Origin of the sequence: Rhodococcus sp. ARC_M6 (genome assembly GCF_022810305.1) — a bacterium.
In the GTDB taxonomy this organism is placed as follows: Bacteria; Actinomycetota; Actinomycetes; order Mycobacteriales; family Mycobacteriaceae; genus Rhodococcus_F.
Genome location: NZ_JALGQH010000019.1, coordinates 1 through 24,235 on the forward strand (window position 1 = coordinate 1; position 24,235 = coordinate 24,235).

At 61.3% G+C, this 24,235-nt stretch carries 17 protein-coding genes; 4 read left to right on the forward strand and 13 right to left on the reverse strand.

The genetic code is table 11. The features are described from left to right. Positions 1 to 197: 197 nt before the first annotated feature. The gene (locus MTX36_RS18890; protein WP_243621227.1) at positions 198 to 1,814 is read right to left on the reverse strand and encodes an ABC transporter substrate-binding protein; all 1,617 of its coding nucleotides are present in this window, start codon (positions 1,812 to 1,814) and stop codon (positions 198 to 200) included. A 182-nt stretch (positions 1,815 to 1,996) separates the two neighbouring features. Beyond that, the gene (locus MTX36_RS18895) at positions 1,997 to 3,592 is read right to left on the reverse strand and encodes a Na+/H+ antiporter (RefSeq protein WP_243621228.1); all 1,596 of its coding nucleotides are present in this window, start codon (positions 3,590 to 3,592) and stop codon (positions 1,997 to 1,999) included. 46 nt (positions 3,593 to 3,638) lie between these two features. Between MTX36_RS18895 and MTX36_RS18900 the strand changes: the two genes are divergently transcribed. Beyond that, on the forward strand, positions 3,639 to 3,959 hold the full coding sequence (locus tag MTX36_RS18900; protein WP_243621229.1) for a UBP-type zinc finger domain-containing protein: 321 nt from the start codon (positions 3,639 to 3,641) through the stop codon (positions 3,957 to 3,959). A gap of 81 nt (positions 3,960 to 4,040) precedes the next feature. On the opposite strand, the gene MTX36_RS18905 is transcribed toward MTX36_RS18900, so the two are convergent. The 3 genes from MTX36_RS18905 to MTX36_RS18915 all read right to left on the reverse strand — a co-directional run bounded on the left by MTX36_RS18905 (position 4,041) and on the right by MTX36_RS18915 (position 9,289). Then, entirely contained in the window at positions 4,041 to 5,663 is a 1,623-nt protein-coding gene (locus MTX36_RS18905; protein WP_243621230.1) for an ABC transporter substrate-binding protein, read from the reverse strand. 165 nt (positions 5,664 to 5,828) lie between these two features. Further along, complete coding sequence (locus MTX36_RS18910) at positions 5,829 to 7,448, reverse strand: ABC transporter substrate-binding protein (protein WP_243621231.1); 1,620 nt, start codon at positions 7,446 to 7,448, stop codon at positions 5,829 to 5,831. 215 nt (positions 7,449 to 7,663) lie between these two features. After that, entirely contained in the window at positions 7,664 to 9,289 is a 1,626-nt protein-coding gene (locus tag MTX36_RS18915) for an ABC transporter substrate-binding protein (protein ID WP_243621232.1), read from the reverse strand. Positions 9,290 to 9,445: 156 nt separating this feature from the next. Here MTX36_RS18915 and MTX36_RS18920 point away from each other — a divergent pair, with 156 nt between their 5' ends. Continuing rightward, positions 9,446 to 10,351 carry an SDR family NAD(P)-dependent oxidoreductase gene (locus MTX36_RS18920; RefSeq protein ID WP_243621233.1) on the forward strand — a complete coding sequence of 302 codons (906 nt, stop codon included), beginning with the start codon at positions 9,446 to 9,448 and terminating at the stop codon, positions 10,349 to 10,351. Between the two features lie 15 nt (positions 10,352 to 10,366). Here the strand turns inward: MTX36_RS18920 and MTX36_RS18925 are convergent, their stop codons facing one another. The 3 genes from MTX36_RS18925 to MTX36_RS18935 form a co-directional block, all read right to left on the reverse strand. Continuing rightward, positions 10,367 to 11,068: a hypothetical protein gene (locus MTX36_RS18925; RefSeq protein WP_243621234.1), complete on the reverse strand. Its 702-nt coding sequence runs from the start codon at positions 11,066 to 11,068 to the stop codon at positions 10,367 to 10,369. 137 nt (positions 11,069 to 11,205) lie between these two features. Further along, complete coding sequence (locus tag MTX36_RS18930) at positions 11,206 to 12,111, reverse strand: hypothetical protein (RefSeq protein ID WP_243621235.1); 906 nt, start codon at positions 12,109 to 12,111, stop codon at positions 11,206 to 11,208. Positions 12,112 to 12,163: 52 nt separating this feature from the next. After that, complete coding sequence (locus MTX36_RS18935; protein WP_243621236.1) at positions 12,164 to 13,060, reverse strand: hypothetical protein; 897 nt, start codon at positions 13,058 to 13,060, stop codon at positions 12,164 to 12,166. 203 nt (positions 13,061 to 13,263) lie between these two features. Between MTX36_RS18935 and MTX36_RS18940 the strand changes: the two genes are divergently transcribed. After that, entirely contained in the window at positions 13,264 to 13,824 is a 561-nt protein-coding gene (locus tag MTX36_RS18940; protein ID WP_243621237.1) for a DUF732 domain-containing protein, read from the forward strand. Between the two features lie 16 nt (positions 13,825 to 13,840). On the opposite strand, the gene MTX36_RS18945 is transcribed toward MTX36_RS18940, so the two are convergent. The 3 genes from MTX36_RS18945 to MTX36_RS18955 all read right to left on the reverse strand — a co-directional run bounded on the left by MTX36_RS18945 (position 13,841) and on the right by MTX36_RS18955 (position 17,025). Beyond that, positions 13,841 to 14,743, reverse strand: coding sequence for a cutinase family protein (locus MTX36_RS18945; protein ID WP_243621238.1), 903 nt, complete (start codon positions 14,741 to 14,743; stop codon positions 13,841 to 13,843). Between the two features lie 66 nt (positions 14,744 to 14,809). Beyond that, positions 14,810 to 15,862 carry a 2,3-butanediol dehydrogenase gene (locus MTX36_RS18950; protein ID WP_243621239.1) on the reverse strand — a complete coding sequence of 351 codons (1,053 nt, stop codon included), beginning with the start codon at positions 15,860 to 15,862 and terminating at the stop codon, positions 14,810 to 14,812. Beyond that, positions 15,859 to 17,025, reverse strand: coding sequence for an LLM class flavin-dependent oxidoreductase (locus MTX36_RS18955; protein ID WP_243621240.1), 1,167 nt, complete (start codon positions 17,023 to 17,025; stop codon positions 15,859 to 15,861). Before MTX36_RS18955 ends, MTX36_RS18950 begins: the two co-directional genes overlap by 4 nt. An 86-nt stretch (positions 17,026 to 17,111) precedes the next feature. Here MTX36_RS18955 and MTX36_RS18960 point away from each other — a divergent pair, with 86 nt between their 5' ends. Further along, positions 17,112 to 17,885, forward strand: a complete 774-nt coding sequence (locus MTX36_RS18960) for a LuxR C-terminal-related transcriptional regulator (protein ID WP_243621241.1) — start codon at positions 17,112 to 17,114, stop codon at positions 17,883 to 17,885. 74 nt (positions 17,886 to 17,959) lie between these two features. Here MTX36_RS18960 and MTX36_RS18965 read toward each other — a convergent pair whose 3' ends face one another. Both MTX36_RS18965 and gltB read right to left on the reverse strand, forming a co-directional pair. Next, positions 17,960 to 19,411, reverse strand: a complete 1,452-nt coding sequence (locus MTX36_RS18965) for a glutamate synthase subunit beta (protein WP_243621242.1) — start codon at positions 19,409 to 19,411, stop codon at positions 17,960 to 17,962. Next, the gene (gene gltB, locus MTX36_RS18970) at positions 19,404 to 24,002 is read right to left on the reverse strand and encodes a glutamate synthase large subunit (protein ID WP_243621243.1); all 4,599 of its coding nucleotides are present in this window, start codon (positions 24,000 to 24,002) and stop codon (positions 19,404 to 19,406) included. The genes MTX36_RS18965 and gltB overlap by 8 nt, the downstream gene beginning before the upstream one ends. Positions 24,003 to 24,235: the final 233 nt, after the last annotated feature.

A 24,235-nucleotide genomic window follows, 5' to 3' on the forward strand; every position in this document is an offset into this window, starting at 1 on the left:
TCCGAAGCTGACGAGCAAGAGCACAATGACGAGCTGGCCCAATTTCTTACCGATTGCGCCGATGTTCATCGATTTCGTCTCCTTCGGACAGCTAGCTCGCAATACACAGCAGTTCCTCGTATTTCATCGGTTCTTCACACGCATCCGGCTCCGCAGGAAGACTCCCACGGAGCCGGATGCGCATACTCACTAGGAGACTAGGACTTCCAGACCTCGTCGAACAGCATGATGCCGTCGAGGCTCTGCTTCAGTCCGTGCACGTTCTTGTTCCAGACGTCGAGCGTCGGGACGTTGCCCCAGATCAGCCACGGCACGGTCTCGGTAGCGCGTTCCTGGATCTTGGCGAGGACGGCCTTCTTGTCCTCGTCGTTGGTGGCGACACCGAGCTGATCGAGCAGAACGTCCATCTGAGCGTCGGCGTAGTTGGTGACGTTGTTACGGCCACCGCCCTTGATGCCCGTGTAAAGGCGCTCGAACGGATCGGCCTCGGACAGCGAACCGGCTGCGGTGCTCATGTCGTAATCGTGGTCGACGTACATGCGCTTGACCAGATCGCCTGCACCGGTGACGTATTCGATCTGCGTGTCGAAACCGACCGAGTTCAGCATGGCCTGCACGCCGAGCGCGGTTGCCTGTGCGGACGGCTCCTGGATGGAGAGGAACGTGACCTTGCCGTCGAAGCCGTCGGCCTTGGCCTGATCGAGCAGTTCCTTCGCCTTGGCCGGGTCGACACCGGTCGGTGCGACGTCGTTGTGCCAGCGCGAGGTGTCCTGGAAAATTTCCTGGCCGGGCAGGCCCTTGCCGTTGTTGACGCGGGTGTTGAGGGTGTCCGGGTCGATGGCCAGTGCCATTGCCTGACGAACGCGCAGGTCAGCGCCGGGGCGACCCTCAGCCATGTTCACGTTCGCGATGTAACCGAGCGACGGGATGTCGATGAAGCCCGGGTTACCGTTCTCGATCAGATCGAGGATCGGGGTGAGCGTACGCATGTAGGCGACGTCGATGCCGCCGGTCTTGAGGGCTTCAGCTGTCGGCTGAGCGCCGACGATGCTGATCAGCTTGAGCTTGTCGACGTTGGGTGCGCCGCCGATGTAGTCGGGGCGAGCCGCCAGGACGAGTTCCTCGTTGGGAGCAAACTTCTCGAGGGTGAACGCGCCGGCGCCGATGGGGGTGAACTGGTCACCCTTCTGGGCGGTGGGGGCGACGATCATGCCCGGTCCGGTAGCGAGCATCGACTCGACGCCCGTCCACGGATCAACGAGGTTGAAGACAACCGTCGTCGCGTCCGGTGTGTCCATCGAAGCGACCTTGGCGGCCCAGAGGCTGGACTGCGGTCCCTTGTTGGTGACGTAGCGGGTGATGCTGTCGGAGACAGCCTTGGAATCGAAAGCCGTTCCATCACTGAAGGTGGTTCCCGGACGCAGCTTCAACGTCCAGGTCTTGCTGTCGACGCTCGGCTCGAGCGACTCCGCCAGCTGCGGGACGAACTTCTTCGCGATGGGGTCGTAGCGCACCAGCGAGTCGTAGATCGCGCCGAGTTCGCTGCCACCGGTAGCGCCGGCAATCTGGCCCTTGGCGGGATCCAGCGTCGTCACGGAGGAGTAGCCGCTGAAGGTCAGCGTGCCGCCCTTGGTGGGGGTGCCGGGATCGGCCTGTTCGTTGACCATGCCGATCTTGAGTGCGGAACCCGATTCGACAGTTTCACCGCCGCCGCTCGACCCGTTGTCGGCGCACGACGCCAGGAACATGCTTGCGGTGATCGCCAGGGTGACCGCAGCTAATCTGCGACTTCCACGGCGGGAACTACGACTCATTACGAATGCCTCCAAGGCAAGCTAAGACAGTGACTTGATGTTGAACAATGACAGTCTGTGACGAGACGCACAGATTGTTTCAGCCAGTCCCGCTCAGTGGAATTGGTAAAGTTGCGGCCCTCAACTGTCCGTCAAATCATCCTGGCCTGCGATTACCTGCCACCCATAAGAGACCTTTTGGTCTAATCTCGATCGAGCGTTGCTTCCTCCAGGTCCAGTTCACGTAGTACCTTCCGGAGCACTTCGTCGTCTATGCGCCCGGCGTCCCTTTCCGCGATAAAAACTGTGCGCTCCGCCCCGATCATCTCGAGCCGCAAAGTCCGGAACGCCGCCGACGGACTCTCCCCCAGATCCTCGTCACTTCGGCCGAGACGTTCCCACGCCGAATTGGCCCGATGGGTATTCCACGTTCGCAAGATGTCCGCAGCCCGATCACGCACTGCCGGCACCTCACCGTCCGGCGCCCCCACCAACTCGTCCAACCTCGCGGCCGCCGCCCGCGCTGCTTTGTCCTGCGCCGCCGCCTCGGCTCGAGCATCGGACTGCGCCTCATGCCCCGAAACACCGAGCTTCCGAATGACCCAGGGCAGCGAAAGACCATGCAACAACAATGTTCCGACCACAACGACGAAAGTCAGGAACAAGATCAGGGAACGACCGGGAAACTCCTCACCACTGTTCACGGTCAAAGGAATTGCAAAGGCCGCTGCCAACGACACCACACCGCGCATCCCGGCCCACGAGACAACGAATACCGCACCGGCCGACACCTCCGGTTCTCGCGCCCGGATCTTCGGAGACAGCCATCGCGGAAGATACGTGAACGGAAACACCCATGCGATCCGAACAACCACAACCGTCGCGAGCACCGCAATGGACGCCCACACCACCATCGTCGTGCTGTATCCCTGCAATCCACTGACAACACTGGGCAATTGGAGTCCGATCAACAAGAACACGAACGACTCCAAAATCAGGTCGACGGCCTTCCACACCGCGGTGTCCTGCAAACGCGTCGCATAGCCGGCTCGCGTGGAACGTTGACCGAGGAACAGTCCGGCCACGACAACTGCGATGACGCCGGACGTATGGACTTCTTCCGCAGCGAGGTACGTGAAGAACGGCACTACCAAGCCGATTCCGCTCTCCATCACCGGATCTCGCAGCTTGCCGCGAACTTTGGAGACAACAAATCCGACGACGAGGCCGATAGCGGTTCCACCGACGGCCGCAATCACAAAGGTCTCGAAACCACCGATCAGCGTCGCGCCCGTTCCCACCGCAGCAGCCAATGCGACCTTGTATGCCGTGAGGGCGGTCGCGTCGTTGAGCAGAGACTCTCCACCGAGCAAGGTCATGATCCGACGCGGCAGTCCCAGCCTTCGGCCGATTGCACTCGCCGAGACCGCATCCGGCGGGGCAACGATCGCGCCGAGAACCAACGCTGCGGCCACCGAGAATTCGGGGACGATCAGATACGCCACCAATCCGACCGCAGCTGTCGTCGCCAGTGGCAACCCCACCGCCAGAAATCCGATGGGCCGCAGATTCGAACGCAATGCCAGATAGGAACTGTCCAAGGCCGCCGAGTACAGCAGAGGCGGCAGGACGACGAACAGAACGAGGTCCGGATCGAGTTCGATGTCCGGGACTCCCGGTATCTGACAGGCGATCAGACCGACGACGACGAGTATCAGTGGCGACGACAATCCGAATCGGCGGGCAAGCGTCGCCACCAGCAATGCCCCGACTACAACCCCCAGCAAAATCCCGTTCACACAGGCAGCATGCAGGATCGAACGTCGGCGTGCAGTATGGATGACAATGAAAAAAATCCTGAAACGAGCAACCTCTCGCGCGTCGGCACCTGAACCCGCCGCGAGCGGTTGCGAGGAACTTGCCAATACGCCCGAAACGGACCCCGTGGCGTTGACTCCGGGCGCCTGTCAGGGATGCGCCGAACTCGGCGAGGAAAACTGGTCGCACCTGCGAATGTGCCTCACCTGCGGGCACGTCGGGTGCTGTGATTCCAGCCCCCACCAGCATGCAACCAACCATTTTCGGGAAACCGGGCATCCCGTCATGCGGTCGCACGAACCGGGCGAGTCCTGGCGTTGGTGCTATATCCACGACTTGATGGACTAGAAAACACTGAAACCGGAGACGCTTTGCGCGTCCCCGGCTTCAGTGCGTCGAACTATTCAGTTGTCAGTTCTGTCAAGCAGCTCAGTTCGTCTTCCAGGCCTGGTCGAAGAACATGATTCCGTCGAGACTCTGCTGGATGCCGTGGACGTTCTCGCCCCACACACCGAGCCACGGGCTGTTGCCGAGGATCTGCCACGGCACAACCTGGGTTGCGCGCTCCTGAATCTTGGTGAGCACTGCCGTCTTCGCATCGTTGGACGTCGCAACCCCCAACTCGTCGAGCAGCACGTCCATCTGAGCATCGGAGAAGCTCGTAGAGTTGTTGCGTCCACCGGTCTTGAGGTTGGAGTACAGCCGCTCGAACGGGTCAGCCTCCGGCAGGCTTGCCGCGCCGGTCGCCATGTCGAAGTCGCGGTCGACGTACACACGCTTGACGATGTCGGAAACCGAGTTGACGTACTCGATCTGGAAGTCGAAGCCGACTGCATTCGCCATGGACTGCAGGGCCAATGCCATCGCCTGAGCCGAGTTCTCCTGCATGGTCAAGTACGTGACCTTGCCGTCGAAGCCGTCAGCCTTTGCCTGATCGAGCAGTTCCTTCGCCTTGGCCGTATCGACGCCAATGGGAGCAGCGTCGTTGTGCCAACGTGAGCTGTCCTGGAAGATCACCTGTCCGGGAAGGCCATTACCTTCGTTGAGGCGGTTGTCGAGCGCTACCGGATCGGTTGCCAAAGCCAGTGCCTGGCGGACACGAACATCGGCACCCGGGCGACCCGGAGCTGCGTTGATCATGGACAGGTAGGACAGCGACGGAATATCGAGGTAGCCCGGGTATCCGGAGTCGATGAGATCGAGAATGTTCGGAAGTCCTCGGAAGTACGTAGCATCAGCGCCACCGCTCTTGAGCGACTCAGTTGTAGCCTGCGAACCGATAATGCTGATGAGACGCAACTTGTCGAGGTTCGGGGCACCACCGAAGTAATCTTCACGCGCATCGAGAATCATCTCCTCGTTGGGAGCGAACTTCTCGAGCGTGAACGCGCCAGCGCCGATCGGAGTGAACTGGTCACCCTTCTGAGCCGTCGGGGCGACGATCATGCCGGGTCCTGCCGAGAGCATCGACTCGATCCCCGTCCACGGATCATTCAGATTGAAAACAACCGTCTTCGCGTCCGGAGTGTCGACCGAAGCAACCTTCGACGAGTACAAGCTGGACTGCGGTCCCTTGTTCGTGACGTAGCGACTCAGGCTCGAGGAAACGGCCGCAGAATCGACTGGTGTGCCATCACTGAACGTCACTCCATCACGCAACTCGAGAGTCCACGTCTTGAAATCGGCGCTCGGCGACATCGAGTTCGCGAGCTTCGGAACAAACGTCTGCGAAGTCGAGTCGTAGCGAAGCAGGGTGTCGTAAATCGCTCCCAACTCCGAACCGGCAACGGAGCCCGCGATCTGCGTCTTCGCGGGGTCGAGAGTCGTGACGGCGGAGTAGCCACTGAAGGTCAGCGTTCCACCCTTGACCGGATTTCCCTCGTTGGACTGCTCGTTGACGGGACCGATGGCCAGGGCTGAGCCTGATTCAGCGCTGTCGCCGCTGCCGCTGTCCTTCCCATTGTCGGCACACGATGCCAGGAACAAACCGGCGGAAACAGCCAGGGCGACGGCTGCGACCTTACGACTGCCGCGTCGAGAACTGCGACTCATTCAAAACCTCCAGATGGGAAGTGCAACTGTGATGTGAAGCAAAGCCGTCACAGTCTGTGACTTAAGGCACAGGTATTAATGTCCAGTCCCACTCACCGGAAATGAGAAATCCGGGGCCGGGATGCGCTGCGCACCCCGGCCCCGGATTCAGGTAATTCGGTTCAGTCAGTTCTTCCAGGCATCGTTGAAGAACATGATGCCGTCAATACTCTGCTGCACACCGTGGACGTTCTTGGTCCACACGCCGAGCCACGGCGTATTGCCGTAGACCTGCCACGGGACCGTGACGTTGGCGCGTTCCTGAATCTTGGCGAGAACTGCCTTCTTGTCAACATCGTTGGTAGTCGCACCCAACTGATCCAACAGCGTGTCAGTTTCGGGGTCGGAGTAACCAATCGCGTTGTTCCGGCCGCCAGTCTTGAGCGAAGTGTACAAACGCTCGAACGGATCAGCTTCCGGAAGGTTGTTTGCACCCGTAGACATATCGAAGTCACGGTCCACGTAAACCCGCTTGGTCACATCGGATACCGAGTTGACGTACTCGATCTGGAAATCGAATCCCACAGCATTAGCCATCGACTGGATTGCCAGTGCCTGAGCCTGCGCGGTCGGATCCTGCACAGTCAGGAAGGTAATCTTGCCGTCGAAGCCGTCAGCCTTGGCCTCGTCTAGCAGTGCCTTCGCCTTAACCGTGTCGACACCGATCGGAGCGACACCGGAGTCCCAACGCGAGGTGTCCTGGAAGATCTCCTGACCGGGAAGGCCCTTACCTTCGTTGACTCGCTGATCGATAGCCTTGGGATCAACCGCCATGGCCAGCGCCTGACGCACTCGCACATCGGCGCCCGGACGACCCGGTGCCTGGTTCACGTTCGCCAGGTACGACAACGACGGAATGTCCAGGTAGCCCGGGTATCCGGAATCTATGAGATCCAGAACCGTCGACACCGAACGCAGGTACGCGACGTCTACGCCACCACTCTTGAGCGAATCCGCCGTCGCCTGCGCGCCGACAATGCTGATCGCACGAAGCTTGTCGATGTTAGGGGCGCCGCCGAAATAGTCCTCGCGAGCGTCCAGTAACAATTCTTCGTTGGGAGCAAACTTCTCGAGCGTGAACGCGCCCGCACCGATCGGAGTGAAAGTCTCACCCTGCTGCGCGGTCGGGGCAACGATCATGCCCGGTCCGGTCGCGAGCATCGACTGAATTCCGGTCCACGGATCAACGAGGTTGAACACCACCGTCTTGGCGTCCGGGGTGTCGATCGAGGCGACCTTAGCTGCCCACAGACTCGACTGCGGCCCCTTGTTCGTGACGTACCGGTTGATACTCGCCGCGACAGCTGCAGCATCGAAAGGCGTGCCGTCGCTGAACGTGACACCGTCACGAAGCGTCATCGTCCACGTCTTGAAGTCTGTACTGGGCTTCATCGACGACGCCATTCTCGGTTCGAACTTCTGCCCGAGGGGGTCATAGCTCATCAGAGTGTCGTAAATTGCGCCCAACTCGGAGCCCGATACCGAACCGGCGATCTGCGTCTTGGCCGGGTCCAGGGTCGTGACCCCGGCGTATCCGCCGAAGGTCAGCGTGCCGCCCTTCACGGAATCGCCTTCGTTCGCCGGCGCGTTGACAAGGCCGATACTCATGACAGACGCCGATACAGGAGCATCGCCACTACCCTCGGCCTTGCCATTGTCGGCACACGATGCCAGGAACAAACCGGCGGAAACTGCAAGTGCGACTGCAGCAACCTTACGACTGCCGCGTCGAGAACTGCGACTCATTCAAAACCTCCAGATGGGAAGTGCAACTGTGATGCGTACCAAATCCGTCACAGTTTGTGACGTAAGGCACAAGTATTAATGTCCAGTCCCACTCACCGGAATGGGCCAAGGTTGCACTCCGCAACCATCCGGCTCACGACACCGACCTGCACACACAGCGAAGCCGGAGACGCTGAATGCATCTCCGGCTTCGACCAGGCAAAGCTACTGCAGTGTCAGTTCTTCCACGCCTCGTCGAACAACACGATTCCGTCCAGGCTCGGCTCGATGCCGTGAACGTTCTTGTTCCACACATCGATCTGCGGAACGTTGCCCCAGATCTGCCAAGGCAGAGTCTCGTTGGACCGCGTCTGAATCTTGGCGAGAACCGCCTTCTTGTCGCTGTCGGTAACGGCAGCACCCAACTGATCGAGCAATCCGTCCATCTGAGCATCCGAGTAGGCCAGCGCGTTGTTGGGTCCACCCGTCTTGAGTGACGAGTAAAGACGCTCGTACGGATCCGCTTCGGAAATGCTGGTTGCTGCAGTAGTCATGTCGTAGTCGTGGTCGACATACATCCGCTTGACCAGATCGCCGACATTGTTGACGTACTCGATCTGCGTGTCGAAGCCGACGGCGTTGAGCATTGCCTGGACCGCCAACGCAGTGGCCTGAGCGGACGGTTCCTGCATAGCCAGGAAAGTGATCTGGCCGTTGTAACCATCGGCCTTCGCCTGATCGAGCAATGTCTTGGCCTTCGCGGGATCGACTCCCACCGGAGCCACGTCATTGTGCCAACGCGAGGTGTCCTGGAAAATCACCTGACCGGGCATGCCCTTGCCTTCGTTGACACGAGTATTCAAGGCTTCCGGATCAATGGCGTACGTCATCGCCTGACGAACTCGCAGATCATTTCCCGGTCGACCCGGTGCCTGATTCACGTTGGCGATGTAACCGAGCGACGGAATATCGATGAAGCCCGGAAGGCCCGCGCCGACGAGGTCGAGAATCGGCGCGAGGGTACGCAGATAGGCCGCGTCGATGCCGCCGGTCTTGAGCGCCTCGGCAGTGGCCTGGCCGCCAAGGATGCTGATCAGCTTCAGCTTGTCGACGTTGGGCGCACCGTCGTAGTAATCGGGGCGTGCAGCCAAAACCAGTTCCACGTTGGGCGAGAAGTTCTCGAGTGTGAAAGCGCCCGCGCCGATCGGGGTGAACTGAGCGCCCTGTTGAGCCGTCGGTGCGACGATCATGCCGGGACCGGTGGCGAGCATCGTCTGAATGCCCGTCCACGGGGAGTTGAGGTTGAAAACAACCGTCGTGGGATCGGGCGTATCGATCGAGCTGACCTTCTCCATCCACAAGGCCGACTGCGGTCCCCGGTTGGTGATGTAACGAGTAATGCTGGACTTGACGGCTGCCGAGTCCATCGGAGTTCCGTCACTGAATGTGACCCCGTCACGCAGCTTCAACGTCCACGTCTTGCTGTCCGAACTCGGCTCCAGCGACGCAGCCATCTGCGGCTTGAATTCCATTGCGATGGGGTCGTACCGCATCAGGACGTCGTAGATCGCGCCGAGTTCACTACCGCCCGTGGGGCCGGCGACCTGCGCCTTGGCCGGGTCAAGTGTGGTCACGGGGGAGAAACCACTGAAGGTCAGTGTGCCGCCCTTGGTGGGCGTTCCCGGATCCGACTGCTCGTTGACCATGCCGATCTTCAGGGCCGACCCGGAGTCCGGTGTTTCGGTGGCTCCGCCGCCATCCTTGTCACCACTGTCCGAACACGACGCAAGGAGCATCCCGGCAGTGACAGCAAGCGTGACAGCGGCAATACGGCGACTGCCTAGTCGGGAACTACGAGTCATTTACAAACCTCCGGATCGGTCATGCCAGTGCCTTGTGAAGCGAAGCTCTCACAGTTTGTGACTCGAGACACAGTGTTTCGCAAAATAGCCTCGCCCGCTCCATCGGATACCTTTCGCAGTGGCGCTTACGGTGCGCTCACGCGAGGAGGGCACGACATGGGACTGATGAAAGACATCGGCAGCTGGCGACGAGGAAAGAAGCTACAACGACGCCTCCGTGACCTCACCGGAACCCTGGTGGTCGTTACCGGAGCCGGCAGTGGCATCGGCCGCGAAACCGCACTCGCCTTCGCTGCGCAGGGCGCAATCCTCGTCGTCTGCGACATCAACCTCGAAAGTGCGCAGGACACAGCCACACTCATCAATTCACCCTCGCACGCCGGCGGCGCCGAGGCCGTTTTCGGTGGCGGTGCTCACGCCTACCAAGTGGACGTCGCCGACGAACAAGCGATGACCCGATTCGCCGAAACCGTTGCCGCCCAACACGGCATTCCGGACATCGTGGTCAACAACGCCGGCATCGGCTTCTCCGGAACCTTCGCCGACACCACCCAGGAACAGTTCACACGCGTCATGGACATCAACTTCTGGGGAGTTGTCTACGGCTGCCGCGCCTTTTCACCGATGATGATCGAACGGGGCACCGGCGGGCACATCGTCAATCTGTCCTCCGCTGCCGCCTACACGCCGCAGAAGGCACTGACCGCATACTCGACCAGCAAAGCTGCCGTCTTCATGCTGTCCGATTGCCTACGCGCAGAACTACTTCCCCACGGTATCGGTGTCAGTACCATCTGCCCCGGACTCGTCAACACCAACATCGTCAAGACGACGGAATTCGCCGGAACAACGGCCCGGGAACAACTGAAGAATCAAACCAAAGCCGACAATTTCTACCGGCGCCGAAACTTCACGCCTGACCGAGTTGCCAGTGCCATAGTCAACGCCGTCCGCACCAACAAAGCGGTCGTCCCCGTCACCGTCGAAGCGAAACTTGGCTACGGCCTCAGTCGCTACTCCCCCGGATCCATGCGAATCGGAGCGCGCTTCAACGCGCTCTGAGCTACTCTCGCCGGATCAGCTGCCGAATGCCAGACTTACCGTGAATCCTTGTTGCACATCCGCTTCCGAGCGCGGCAATACTTCATAGGTGTCGGCATACTGACCACTGAACCCGGTAACCGTAATCGATCGGCCGACAGCAATGGAGGCAACGTCGATTCCCGTCTGAGTGTTCACGAAAATGACAGTGTTTCCGTTGGCCCCGGAGACCGGAATTTTGTAACCGTACGGCAGATCGTCAACGACCGGACCGCTGACAATGCCGGACACCGTCACGAGTCTACCCTCACTACCCTCGCCGATTGCGTTGAGCGGCAACCTACTGGGCCGAATCTGAGCGCCGGCCCCGATCCGCACAACTGCGGTGGGACGGACGACAAGCAGCCCCTCCTGATCCGCCAGGATGCCGACGACCTGAACCTGGTCACCCACCGCAATTCCTGAGTTCTCGGGGTCGCTCACATAAATGCCCGAATTGCCGCTTTGCAGCCCAAAACCCTTGTCGTAGAAGCTGGATTCGAAAATCCCCGAAGCGGTGGTAGCGGTTCCCACCACCGTGACCGCAGTGCCGATCGGCAGTGTGCGGGCCACCTCGATGGAATTGACCACAACCGACGGTGTCGAACGCAATGGTTCCGCACTTGCGATTGGACCGGCGAGAATGGCGGCTCCCAAAGCCCCTGCGGCCGCCAAAGCTAGAACTCGAACATGATTCATCGAAAACTCTCCCCCATAGTGACACGCAGCTACCAAGCAACGCTGCTGCTGGTAATACTGAGCCACAAGCCAATACGGGGCAACGCGAAAAAGCGGTGGCGACTGTTTGTCACCACCGCTAATCCGCTAAGAATAACTTACGAACCGGAACTTCCGGACGAACTGAGCGAACCGAGTGATCCGAGCGAACCGGTTCCGCCGCCGTCAAGACCGTCGAGGGGGTCGTTACCCTCTTGGCCCGGGAAGTACAGGTACCCGTTGGATACCGTCGTCAACGAAGTTCCGGACGTGGCCGGCACCTTCGCACGCCAGTTGACGATCGGGTTCAGCACACCGAACGGGCCACAGCCACTGGCAGCCGGGATCGCGAAGCCTGTTGCGGCACTCTTGACTCCGCCGACCTTGACACCCATGCCGTCGGAGGTCGGCTCGTACGTCGGTGCGTCCTCATCCGTGTTGGTCTTCAGCAGACGGAACTCCACGGGAGCAGTTTCCGAACCCAGGTAGCAGTTGTCACCCAGGAATGCGTTGTTGATCTTCATACGCACCGGGAGGCTGATGTCGAATTCGGTGACGATGCCGTTGAACGACGGAGCTTCGACAGCCTGTACCTCGGCAGTGACAGCAGCCAGGCCGAACAAGTTGTTGAACGGCAAGTCGATTCCGAGCACGCCACCGGGCACCGTCATCGGCTTGGCGTAAACGCCGTTGTGCCCGTCATCGCGGGGCAGGAGTACCGGATTGCCATCGCCGTCCTCGGTCAGCACGGAAGCGATAACCATGTCCCCGGCCTTGATGGGGAGGTTGAAGCCATTGTTATCGAAGGTGCCGCTCTGGACGTCCACCGCCAGGCACGCTTGCGCGGGATCACCTGTGCTGCTGCGGTATTCGTCGCAGATCGTCGCACCGGGAATCTGCATCGGGGCATCCTGCGCCGACGCCATCGGTGCCGCCATTGCGAGCACTGCGCCGGCCGTACCGGCGACTACTACTGCACGAACTCCGAATCGCCTTGCGCGGGAGTTCTTTACTGTACTTTCCACAATATTCCTTTTGTAGTTGACGAAGTTCGGAAAAAAGTTGACGAATAGCTAACTAGGAGCCCGAGCTACCGCTCGAACCGAGGGATCCCGCACTTCCACTGGATCCCGAGCTGCCGCTGGAACCCGTTCCGCCACCGAGATCATCGAGTGGATCCGAGCCGGCCGTACCGCCCGAGATCATGTATCCGGTGGACACGGTGCTGAGCGAAGTTCCGGAGGTTGCCGGCACCTTTGCTCGCCAGTTGACGATCGGATTCAGCACACCGAACGGACCGCAGCCACTTGCGGCCGGAATCGCAAAATCTGTGGCCTTGTTGTGGATAGGGCTGACCTTGATCCCACCGTCAGGCAACACCTCGTAGCTGGGGAATTCGACATTCGCCGGTGCTAGATGGAAGTTCACCGGTGCAGCCTCCGACCCCAGGAAGCAGTTATCGCCGAGAAATGCATTGTTGATTTTCATCCGAACAGGCAGATTGAAGTCGAAGTCGGTGAAGAGTCCGTTAAAGGTCGGAGTGTCCACCGCTTGCACCTGCGCAGTGACCGCCGCCAGTCCGAAGAGGTTGTTGAACGGCAGGTCGATTCCGAGAACACCGCCCGGCACAGTCAAGGCCTTGGCATACAAACCGTTGTGGCCGTCGGCGCGAGGGATCAGAACGGTGCTTTGCCCATCGGCCGCATCGAGGATCTCGCCGGCGATGATCATGTCACCGTCACCGATGGGCAGATTGAACCCGTTGTTGTTGAAGGTTCCGCTGTTGACGACAACCGATACGCAGCCCTCCATGCCTACTTCACACACCGCTGCACCGGGGACGCCTGTGGCTTCTGCATCCTGAGCCGATGCCATCGGCGCCGCCATGGCCAGTACTACGCCGGCCGTACCGGCGATCACTGCTGCGCGGACGCCGAGGCTGCGCGCGCGGGTGTTTTTGCGAGAGTTCTGCACGTGATGTTGTCCTTTGATGGTGGGGGACGAACAGCAGCTGCCTTGTGTTGTCGACTACTGAAATCAGGCGTAGCGGAGTGCTCGTACTCACAAGTAACAGCCTGGGCAGATGTATATCACAGTCGTTCCTGTCAGAAATAGCCTGAAAGGAATATTCCTTAAATACTCGATCTATCCGCTACTGTGTGTCACACTCATGGGCAATGAACACCAAACGTCTGATTTTATGCCTTGCAGTGACCGGGTTGCTCCTGAGTGCCTGCGGCAACGAATCAACAAGTGAGACAGCAAGTTCGACACCGTCGGCGTCAACTACTGCGGTCGCTGCAACATCGGCCGTGGCGGCATCCGAGTTGGAAACCACGTCTGCGATGGCGCTGCCGACCTCGCCGCCGGTACCCGAGGCTGCGCCATCTCACACTCCCGAGACACCTCCGGCTCTACCGTCCGCGCCGCCCGCGGTTGCCGAGGCAAACTCGCCGATCGATGCACGGTCACCCGATGAAATCGTGGCCGGCGCCGGCGAACGCGGCCAGCGTTATCTCGCGGCCTTACGCCTGGCGGGCATCCCGCCGAGCGGCATGGATTCCGCAGAAATCCTGTATGCCGACGGCACCTGCACAGCAATTGCCGAAGGCATGCCGAGGTCCGCTGTACTCGCAGAGTTCAAATCGGTCGGTGATGTTTACGCACAGATCACACCGATGCCGTCACAGAGAATCGCCGAAATCTATGTGGAGACAGCCGAGAAGACGTACTGCTGAACCGGTTTGGTATTGATCAAGCCTTGCCGGCCAGCCAGTTGTGCAGCCACCGGGTGGCCGTAGTTCCGGATCCGTCGACCACATAGCGGGTGTAGTCGGTGTGTACCTGCGAACCGTAGAAATCGGTCAACTGATCAACGCGGCGGCTGTTAGCACCGGGATCAAGCTGAGCCATCAATGCGGGAAGCCCACCCGCACTGATCAAATCGCGCACGATGACTCCCGCCTCGTCACGCAACGTGACAGTGGTTGCCGGCGTCGGATCCGAAACCTGCGCCATGAAGCCGGCCAGACGCATCACAAAATCGTCTTCCGGTGTCGAGCAGTACAGGTCACCAGCAGCACAGATCGTGACGGTATCGGCTGAGAGCCAACCGAATCCGCCGACGCGCGCACCGCTGGCACCGGCTCCACCGACGCCCGGCCCGATCAGTGCGTCGGACTCGGCGCGACGCGGATCCGACAGCAAACCAACGCCCGCAACACGACTCGGCGGTACGACGCCGACGCCCGTCCCGATTTCGGCGGCGAGATCGCCGGCCGCGTCGGCGCCCTGGCTGTATCCGACGATTGCAAAACGAGTATCACCGCACGAGGCCGCCATCGCCCCGATCATTCCGCGGGCATTGTCGACGGCTTGCTTCTTCGACTTTGCGTAGACGTTGGATTCCCAGGGGAACGCAGTGGCCGAGTACGAGACGTAGTCGGTACGTACCGAGGACGGAAGCCCGTCGGTGACCGGCGTGAGCATGCCCGCACTGGGACTGCCACCCTGCACCGACGCTTCCCAGGTGCCGGGGATTGCCACGACATAGAGTCCCGGGCAGGGAGCGGCAGACGCTATGGGAGCACCGACTGCCGGTACCACTACTGCTGCAGCAGCTGCCGACAAGATCGCGACCCAACGTCGTGCACGCATGCAATTCCCCCGAACCCGGTGAGCGGACTTTGTGCACCACGGATGATGCTTCGAGCAGCATACTGGTCAGAGCGCGTTTTTCGCGACCTCCACGAGTACCTTCATACGCCGACCGGCGGATGCCGCTTCCACTCCTTCGACCACGATGTCTGCGAGCGGCACGCACTCCACCCAGTGGTCGAGAGGATAGGCACCTGCCGCCATCCGTTCGATGACGATCTCGAATTCCTTACGCGAGCACGACAACGACGACATCACCCGAGCCTCGGTCAACATCAGCGCGTACGGATTGAGCTGCAGTGCTTCCTTGTACGTCGCGACCAGAACTACTGCGCCGCGCGCTCGCACCGATGCAAGCGCAGTCTCCACCAGTGCCGCGACACCGGAGCATTCGAATACCGCGTCGGCGCCGTTCCCGTCCGTTCGCTCGACGACGGCGGCCGCAAGATCATCGGCACCGGGATCGATCACGTCGAACCCCATCTTCGTGGCCACGGCTCGGCGTACCGGCGACGGCTCGCTCAGCAGAATCCGGTCCACTCCGCCGGCCCGAAGGTTGAGGGCAGTCGCGATTCCGATGGGCCCCGCCCCCAGGACGAGTGCGGACTGACCCGCCGCCACGCCGGAGAGTTCGACTGCGTGCAGTGCAACCGACAACGGCTCGATCACTGCTCCCTGCTCGAGAGTCACCGAGTCCGGGAGGACGTGCACGGCACTCGCCGGGACTGCCGTGCGCTCGGACAATCCGCCGCCGTGTGCGTTGATCCCGTGGAAGGCCATCATCGCGCACAGGTGCTCGAGACCGCTTCGGCATCGCGCGCATTCGCCGCAGCAATAGTTGGGCTGCACCACTACCCGATCTCCGACGGCCACGCCCTGGGCGCCGGAACCGACCTCCCGCACGATTCCGGAGAATTCGTGACCGAGGATCTGCGGTCCACACGCACCCGTCAAGGGATGCGGCTGATCAGAAATGCCATAGGCGTGGATCAAGCCGAGGTCGCTGCCGCAGATACCGTTGAACGCCACCTCGACAACGACGTAGCCGTCGCGTAGTTCCGGTTCGGGAACATCCTCGACGCGGAGATCGTCGACGCCATGCAGAACAGCCGCCCTCATGCCTTGGCCGCCAATTCGTCTTCGTACTTCTTGGTCATGTGCGCGATTGCGGCATGCTGGGCCTCGTTGTGACTTTCACGGACCTTGCCGGCTCTCGTTGCGGCGTCGAAGGTGGGTTGCGACTGTCCCTGGAAGTGCGGTGCCACCTGCTGCGCGATCAACTCGAACGAGCGTCGAGTAGCCCCCGGGTTCGCCCAATCGGTTCCCATGATCAGCATCGAACCGAACCCACCGGACTGGTCGACGAGCTTGCCGATCAATTCCCTTGCCTGAGCGGGGGTTCCGATGACGCCCATGCCGGAGTGGTTCATATGCGCGATCATCTGTTCCATGCCGGCGCCGCCGGAGCCGAAGTGCGGGAACGCGGCGACCTTGCCGAAGTAGTCGATCCATTCCCCGAGCCCGAACCGCACGTCTTCCTGTGCCTGCTCTTCCGTCTCCGCAATGTGCATGGGGCACACCAGACGCCACTGGTCACGGTCGACGGCGGTACCGAACTCGGTGGCCCGCTCCTCCATGATTCCGAAGTGATGTCCCAGTGCATCGAAGCCTTCGGGGGTGAGAGTCGCGCCGATCGAGAGCAACCCCAATCCGTGCTTACCGGCCAATCGCGGGCCGGTCGGCGAAGACACGCCGGCAACGACGATGTCGAACATCGGGTGCGAGTACGGACGAAGCTGCAGTTGTGCGTCAACCAGGTTGTGCGTCTTGGTCTTTGCGGTTACGCGCTCACCATTCAACAGGCGTACGACGATGTCGAGGTTGTCCTCGAGCAGCTCACGACACTCGGTGGGGTTGAGTCCGATCATCGCCGAGTCGGTCGGCAGTGAACCGGGACCGACACCGAGCATGACGCGTCCGCGAGTGAGGTGATCGAGAAGCACGAGACGGTCCGCGACCCAGAGCGGATTGTGATAACTCAGCGACGTCACACCGGTACCGAGCTTGATCCGCTTGGTGCGTTCGGCTGCCGCGGCGATGAAGATCTCGGGGCTGCCGATGATCTCACTGCCCGCGCTGTGGTGCTCGCCGATCCACACCTCGTCGAAATCGAGACGATCGAGGTGCTCCACCAACTCCAGGTCACGTTGCAATGCGACGGTCGGGTTCTGCCCGACTGCGTGGTGAGGTGCTATGAAAGCGCCGAACCGAAGCCTGCCCATGGAATACTCCTCGAAATCGTTCGAACCAGTCCACTCGACGATAGAATTAGTTCTATTCCAGAAACAGTGCACTTTGGGGGACATCAGTGAGTGACATCGCGTTGACCACCGCGGAATACGAGCGAGTCTTCGCGGTCCTCGAGAGCTGCAACTCGGTGCGAACCGTGACGGAATTCCGGAACGTCATAGTCGAGGCGATACCCGCGGTCTTCCCGGTCCGGTATGCGTCCTGCTTCGTGGGCGACACCTTCGAGAGCCAGTTCACCGACAAGAACGCCACGGCCACCAACGCCGCCGATCACCGCTGGGAGTCCATCCGCGAAAACTACCAGGAACATTGGGCTCGATACGACGTATTCAGCCTCCCGCAGGCGCGGCGCCAACTCCAATCGACAAGGGTCGCATCCCTTTCCGAATTGGGCGGACTACCCAAGCCCTCAGTGGTCTACGTCCACGAATACCTGCACCCGCATCACATGCACTCGGTCAATGCGATGCACCTCGATCTCGCCGAGGGCGGGCACGCATTGATCGGGCTGTTCGATCCCGACGCGGATGCCCTGGGGCCGAAAGATATTCTGGCTCTTCGCCTGTTGGCCAAACAGCTCGCCATCTTGACCCGCAGCCTCGAAGTCCTCCCCGGATATGACCTGTTCGCGACGCTTACGACGCGTCAGCGAGAAGTCGCCACATTGGTCTCGGACGGCCTGAGCAACGCCGCGATCGCCCGGCAGTTGATGCTCACCCCGGACACTGTCAAGAAGTACGTCAGTCGGATCCTGGCCGCAACGGGATGTAGCTCCCGCACCCAACTCGCGATCGACGCACGACGTCAGACTTTCCAGCCCATCTCGGCCTAGACAAAAAACCGCACCCCACCGTTCATGGTGGGGTGCGGTTTTGTCTGAAGACCTTTAACGCTGCATCTTCGCCACTAGCGCTGCGGAGCCGCCGTCGGGTGAATCGGTGACGGCAGGGCGGTAGCGCCCTCGAGGTAGGCGTCCACAGCTGCTGCTGCGGAACGTCCCTCGGCGATAGCCCAGACGATCAGCGACTGACCGCGACCCATATCGCCGGCAACGAAGACGCCGTCGATGTTGGTGTTCCACTTGGACGTGCGGGCGACGTTGCCGCGCTCGTTCAGGTCGACACCGAGATCGGTGAGCAGGCCTGGCTTTTCGGGTCCGACAAAGCCCATGGACAGGAAGACGAGGTCGGCTTCGAGCTCGAAGTCCGAGCCCTCGACCTTCTCGAAGCGACCCGACTTCATCTCGACCTCGTGAGCCTTGAGGCCGGTGACCTTGCCGTCGGTGCCGACGAACTTCTCCGTGTTGACGGAGAACACGCGCTCGCCGCCCTCCTCGTGAGCCGAAGCCACGCGGTACATCAACGGGTATGTCGGCCACGGAGTCTGCTCGGCGCGAGTCTCCGGCGGACGCGGCATGATCTCGAACTGGTGGACGCTGGCTGCGCCCTGACGGTGCGAGGTGCCGAGGCAGTCTGCGCCGGTGTCGCCGCCGCCGATGATGACAACCTTCTTGCCCTTGGCATCGATGGTCGGAGCATCAAGATCGCCGAGCTGAACGCGGTTGGCGATCGGCAGGAACTCCATCGCCTGATGAATGCCGTCGAGTTCGCGGCCCGGGATCGGCAGGTCGCGAGCTTCGGTGGCCCCGCCGGCGAGAACCACGGCGTCGAACTGCTCACGCAGCTCGTCAGCCGTGATGTCTACGCCCACATTGACGTTGGTCTTGAAGACGGTGCCTTCGGCTTCCATCTGCTCGAGACGGCGGTCGATGTGGCGCTTCTCCATCTTGAACTCGGGGATGCCGTAGCGAAGCAGGCCACCGATGCGGTCTGCCCGCTCGAAGACCGTCACCGTGTGACCGGCGCGGGTCAGCTGCTGCGCTGCAGCCAGACCAGCGGGACCACTACCGACAACTGCAATGCGCTTGTTGGTGGAACGTGCAGCGCGAACCGGCTTGACCCAGCCCTCGTCGAAGGCCTTGTCGATGATTTCGACCTCGACCTGCTTGATGGTGACCGGATCCTGGTTGATACCCAGGACGCAGGACGCCTCGCACGGTGCGGGGCACAGGCGACCGGTGAACTCCGGGAAGTTGTTGGTCGCGTGCAGGCGCTCGATCGCGTCCTGCCAATGGTCCTTGTACACCAGGTCGTTCCACTCGGGAATCAGATTCCCGAGGGGGCAACCGTTGTGGCAGAAAGGAATTCCGCAGTCCATGCAACGACTGGCTTGGTTCTTGAGGGATTCTTTCGGGAACTCCTCGTACACCTCTTTCCAGTCGAGCAGGCGTAGTGGAACGGGACGACGGACCGGCAATTCGCGCGAACCGTGCTTCAGGAAACCGCTTGGATCACCCACGAGCTGCCTCCATGATTGCCTCGTCGACGTTTGCGCCGCGAATTTCGGCGTCCTTGATTGCCATCAGTACCTTCTTGTAGTCACGCGGCATCACCTTCGCGAAGTGGGTCACCTGCTGAGACCAGTCCGCGAGGATGCGCGCAGCGACCTCGGAACCCGTTTCGTCGCGGTGCCTTTCGATGGCGCTCTTGAGCCAGACGTACTCGTCGCCCTCGAGATCCTCGAGGTCCACCAGTTCGGTGTTGAGGTTGGCTTCGAAATCGCGGTCGGGGTTGTAGACGAACGCAACGCCGCCGGACATGCCGGCACCGAAGTTACGGCCGGTCTTTCCGAGAATGACCACCTTGCCGCCGGTCATGTACTCGCAACCGTGATCGCCCACGCCCTCGACGACAGCAGTGGCGCCGGAGTTACGGACTGCGAAACGTTCGCCGACGATGCCACGCAGTAGAGCCTCACCGCTGGTGGCGCCGAACAGGATCACGTTGCCGCCGATGATGTTGTCTTCGGCGACAAAGCCTTTCGCTGCATTGAGCGGCGGGCGCACGACGATGCGTCCACCCGAGAGACCCTTGCCGACGAAGTCGTTGGCGTCGCCATTGAGGCGAAGGGTCATACCGCGGGGCACGAAGGCGCCGAAGCTGTTACCGGCACTGCCGGTGAACGTAATGTCGATGGTGTTGTCGGGCAAGCCCTCTCCACCGAACGCCTTGGTGACCTCGTGGCCGAGCATGGTGCCGACCGTGCGGTTCACGTTGGTGATCGCGGACTCGAACTTGACCGGCTCACCCTTGTCGAGTGCGTTCCGAGCGGAGACGATCAACTGCTGATCGAGCGCCTTGTCGAGACCGTGATCCTGCGTACCGGTGCAGTGGAGGTCCTGGTCCATGAATGCGGACTCGACCTGGGTGAGAATCGGCGACAGATCGAGATTGCCTGCCTTGCTTCCCTTCCAGTGCTCGAGAGCGCGCGTGGTGTCCAGCATGTCAACCTGGCCGACTGCTTCGAGCAGCGTGCGGAAACCGAGTTCCGCGAGAATCTCGCGAACCTCTTCGGCGATGAACATGAAGAAGTTCTCGACGAATTCCGGCTTGCCGCTGAAACGCTGTCGCAGCACGGGGTTCTGCGTCGCGACACCCACGGGGCAGGTGTCGAGGTGGCAGACGCGCATCATGATGCAGCCCGAGACCACCAGCGGTGCGGTGGCGAAACCGAATTCTTCGCCGCCGAGCAGGGCAGCAACAACAACGTCGCGGCCCGTCTTGAGCTGACCGTCGACCTGCACGACGATGCGGTCACGAAGACCGTTGAGCAGCAACGTCTGCTGGGTCTCGGCAAGGCCGAGCTCCCACGGTGCGCCGGCATGCTTGACGGAGGTCAGCGGAGTAGCGCCAGTGCCACCGTCGTGACCGGAGATCAGAACGACGTCGGCATGTGCCTTGGAGACACCGGCCGCGACGGTTCCGACGCCGACCTCGGAGACCAGCTTCACGTGAACGCGGGCCTGCGGGTTGGCATTTTTCAGGTCGTGGATCAGCTGAGCGAGATCCTCGATCGAGTAGATGTCATGGTGCGGCGGCGGCGAGATCAGTCCGACGCCCGGCGTGGAGTGCCGAACCTCGGCCACCCACGGGTACACCTTGTGAGCCGGAAGCTGGCCGCCCTCACCGGGCTTGGCTCCCTGCGCCATCTTGATCTGGATATCGGTGCAGTTGGTCAAGTAGTGCGACGTGACGCCGAAGCGTCCCGACGCAACCTGCTTGATGGCACTGCGACGCGAGTCGCCGTTTGCATCCGGGATGAAACGTGACGGATGTTCGCCGCCCTCACCGGAATTGGAACGTGCGCCCAGACGGTTCATCGCGATGGCGAGGGTCTCGTGAGCCTCGGCGGAGATAGAGCCGTAGCTCATCGCACCCGTCGAGAAACGCTTGACGATCTCGCTGGCCGGCTCGACCTCGTCGATGGAGATCGACGGCCGCTTGCCGATGTTGAACTCGAAGAGTCCACGCAGTGCTGCAAGGCGCTCCGACTGGTCGTTGACCAGGGTCGTGTATTCCTTGAACACCTCGTATTGCCCTGTGCGAGTGGCATGCTGAAGCTTGAATACCGTGTCCGGGTTGAACAGGTGGTACTCGCCTTCACGACGCCACTGGTACTCGCCGCCTACCTCGAGCTCGCGGTGAGCGCGCTCTTCGGGACGATCGAGGTACGCAATGCGGTGACGTGCTGCGACGTCGTCGGCAATCTGATCGAGGCCGATACCGCCGAGCTGCGACTGCAGGCCGGTGAAGTACTCGTCCGTCAGCTCCTGCGAGAGGCCGATGACCTGGAACAGCTGAGCACCGGTGTACGACGCGAGCGTCGAGATGCCCATCTTGGACATCACCTTGAGGACGCCCTTGCCGGCTGCCTTGATGTAGTTCGCGATGCCCTTCTCGAGGGTCAGACCCTCGAGGTCACCGTTCTGCAGCAACTCGTCGACGGTTTCGAAAGCCATGTACGGGTTGACCGCTGCGGCACCGAAGCCGATGAGGAGCGCCATGTGATGCACCTCGCGGGCGTCGCCGGCCTCGACGATGAGACCGACCTTGGTACGCGACTTCTCGAGAACCAGGTGGTGATGCACGGCGGAGGTAAGGAGCAGCGACGGGATCGGCGCGTAATCCTCGGTGGACTCGCGGTCCGAGAGCACGATGATGCGTGCGCCACCCTCGATTGCCTGCGAGACCTGGTATTTGATGCCCTCGAGCGCACGACGGATACCGTCGCCGCCTTCCTTGGCGGGGTACAGGCCACGGACCACGACACTGCGGAATCCCGGGAACAGTCCGTTGTCGTTGACGTGAACGAGCTTCGACAGATCGTCGTTGTGCAGGATCGGCTGCGGGAGCGCAATCTGCTTGCAGGAGTCCGCATTCGGATGCAGCAGGTCGCCTTCGGGGCCGATCGTGGCGCCGAGGCTGGTGACAACCTCTTCACGAATAGCGTCGAGCGGCGGGTTGGTGACCTGAGCGAACAGCTGTGAGAAGTAGTCGAACAGCATCCGCGGACGTGCGGAGAGCACGGCAATCGGAGTGTCGGTACCCATCGAACCCAAAGCCTCGGCACCCGAGAGAGCCATCGGCTTGACGAGGAGGTTGACCTCTTCGTTGGTGAAACCGAACAGCTGCTGACGCAGAACCGCACGCTCGTGCGACATGTACGTGTACGGGTGATCGGGCAGGTCGTCCATGTGGATCAGACCTTCGTCGATCCACTGCTGGTACGGCTGCTCGGCAGCGAGTTCGGACTTCAGTTCGTCGTCGCTGATGATCCGGCCCTGCGCGGTGTCCACGAGGAACATGCGACCGGGCTGGAGGCGGATCTTCTGGACCACGGTGGACGGGTCGATCGGCAGAACGCCGACCTCCGACGCCATGACGACAAGGCCGTCTTCGGTGATCCACAGACGCGACGGACGCAGACCGTTGCGGTCCAGCACAGCGCCGATGACGGTGCCGTCGGTGAAGCACACCGACGCCGGTCCGTCCCACGGCTCCATGAGTGCAGAGTGGTATTCGTAGAACGCCCGACGAGCGGGGTCCATGCTCTCGTGCTTCTCCCAGGCTTCCGGGATCATCATCAAGATTGCGTGCGGCAAGCTTCGGCCGGCGAGGTGCAGCATCTCGAGCACCTCGTCGAAACGAGCGGTGTCGCTGGCGCCCTCGGTGCAGATCGGGAAGATCTTGTCCAGGTTCTCGCGGCCACCGAAGACGTCGCTGTCGATGAGGGACTCGCGAGCGCGCATCCAGTTCTCGTTGCCGGTGACGGTGTTGATCTCACCGTTGTGCGCAACCCGTCGGAACGGGTGTGCCAGCGGCCACGACGGGAACGTGTTGGTGGAGAAGCGCGAGTGGACCAAGCCCAAGGCGCTCTCGACACGGTCGTCCTGCAGGTCCAGGTAGAAACCCTTGAGCTGCGGCGTCGTCAGCATGCCCTTGTAGACAAACGTCTGGCCGGAGAGACTGGGGAAGTACACAGTCTCGCTACCGGGGCCGCCCTTGCCGGCGCCTTCGGAGCCGAGTTCGTGCTCGGTGCGCTTACGCACGACGTAAGCACGACGCTCGAGGTCCATGCCCGTGAACTTGTCGCCTTCGGAACCGATGAAGATCTGACGGAACGTCGGCATCGCGTCGCGCGCCAGTGCGCCCAGCGATGAATCGTCGGTTCCGACGTCACGCCAGCCGAGAACCGTCAGGCCCTCTTCGACGACGATCTTCTCGACCGCAGCAGCGGCCTCGTGAGCATCCGTGTCGGCCTGCGGCAGGAATGCCATACCCGTTGCGTACGCGCCTTCGGCGGGCAGCGGGAAGTCCACGACAGCTCGGAAGAACTTGTCGGGAACCTGCAGCAGGATGCCTGCGCCGTCACCCGTGTTGGGTTCGGAGCCGGCAGCGCCGCGGTGCTCGAGGTTCACCAGAGCCGTAATCGCCTTTTCGACGATGTCTCGACTGCGGCGACCATGCATGTCGACAACAAACGCGACACCACAGGAGTCGTGCTCGTTGGACGGGTGATAGAGGCCCTGGGGGCCTGGAAGTTGCTTCATACCTAGCCTTCGTATGCCATAAAGATGCACCGACGACCAGCAACGCTGATGGCCATCAACTTGCAATGCAAGTCAGTAGAGAGCACTGACACGACGATGTGTCAGTACCGGGTTGAAACGTCTGAGAGACAACCGTGTAACAAAAACGATAATTCAGAACCCCGGCATGTGCGCAACTAAGGTAGCCCTTTGTTTGCTCTGAGCTGCGACGATGCTGACGCCCGAGAGCGCCT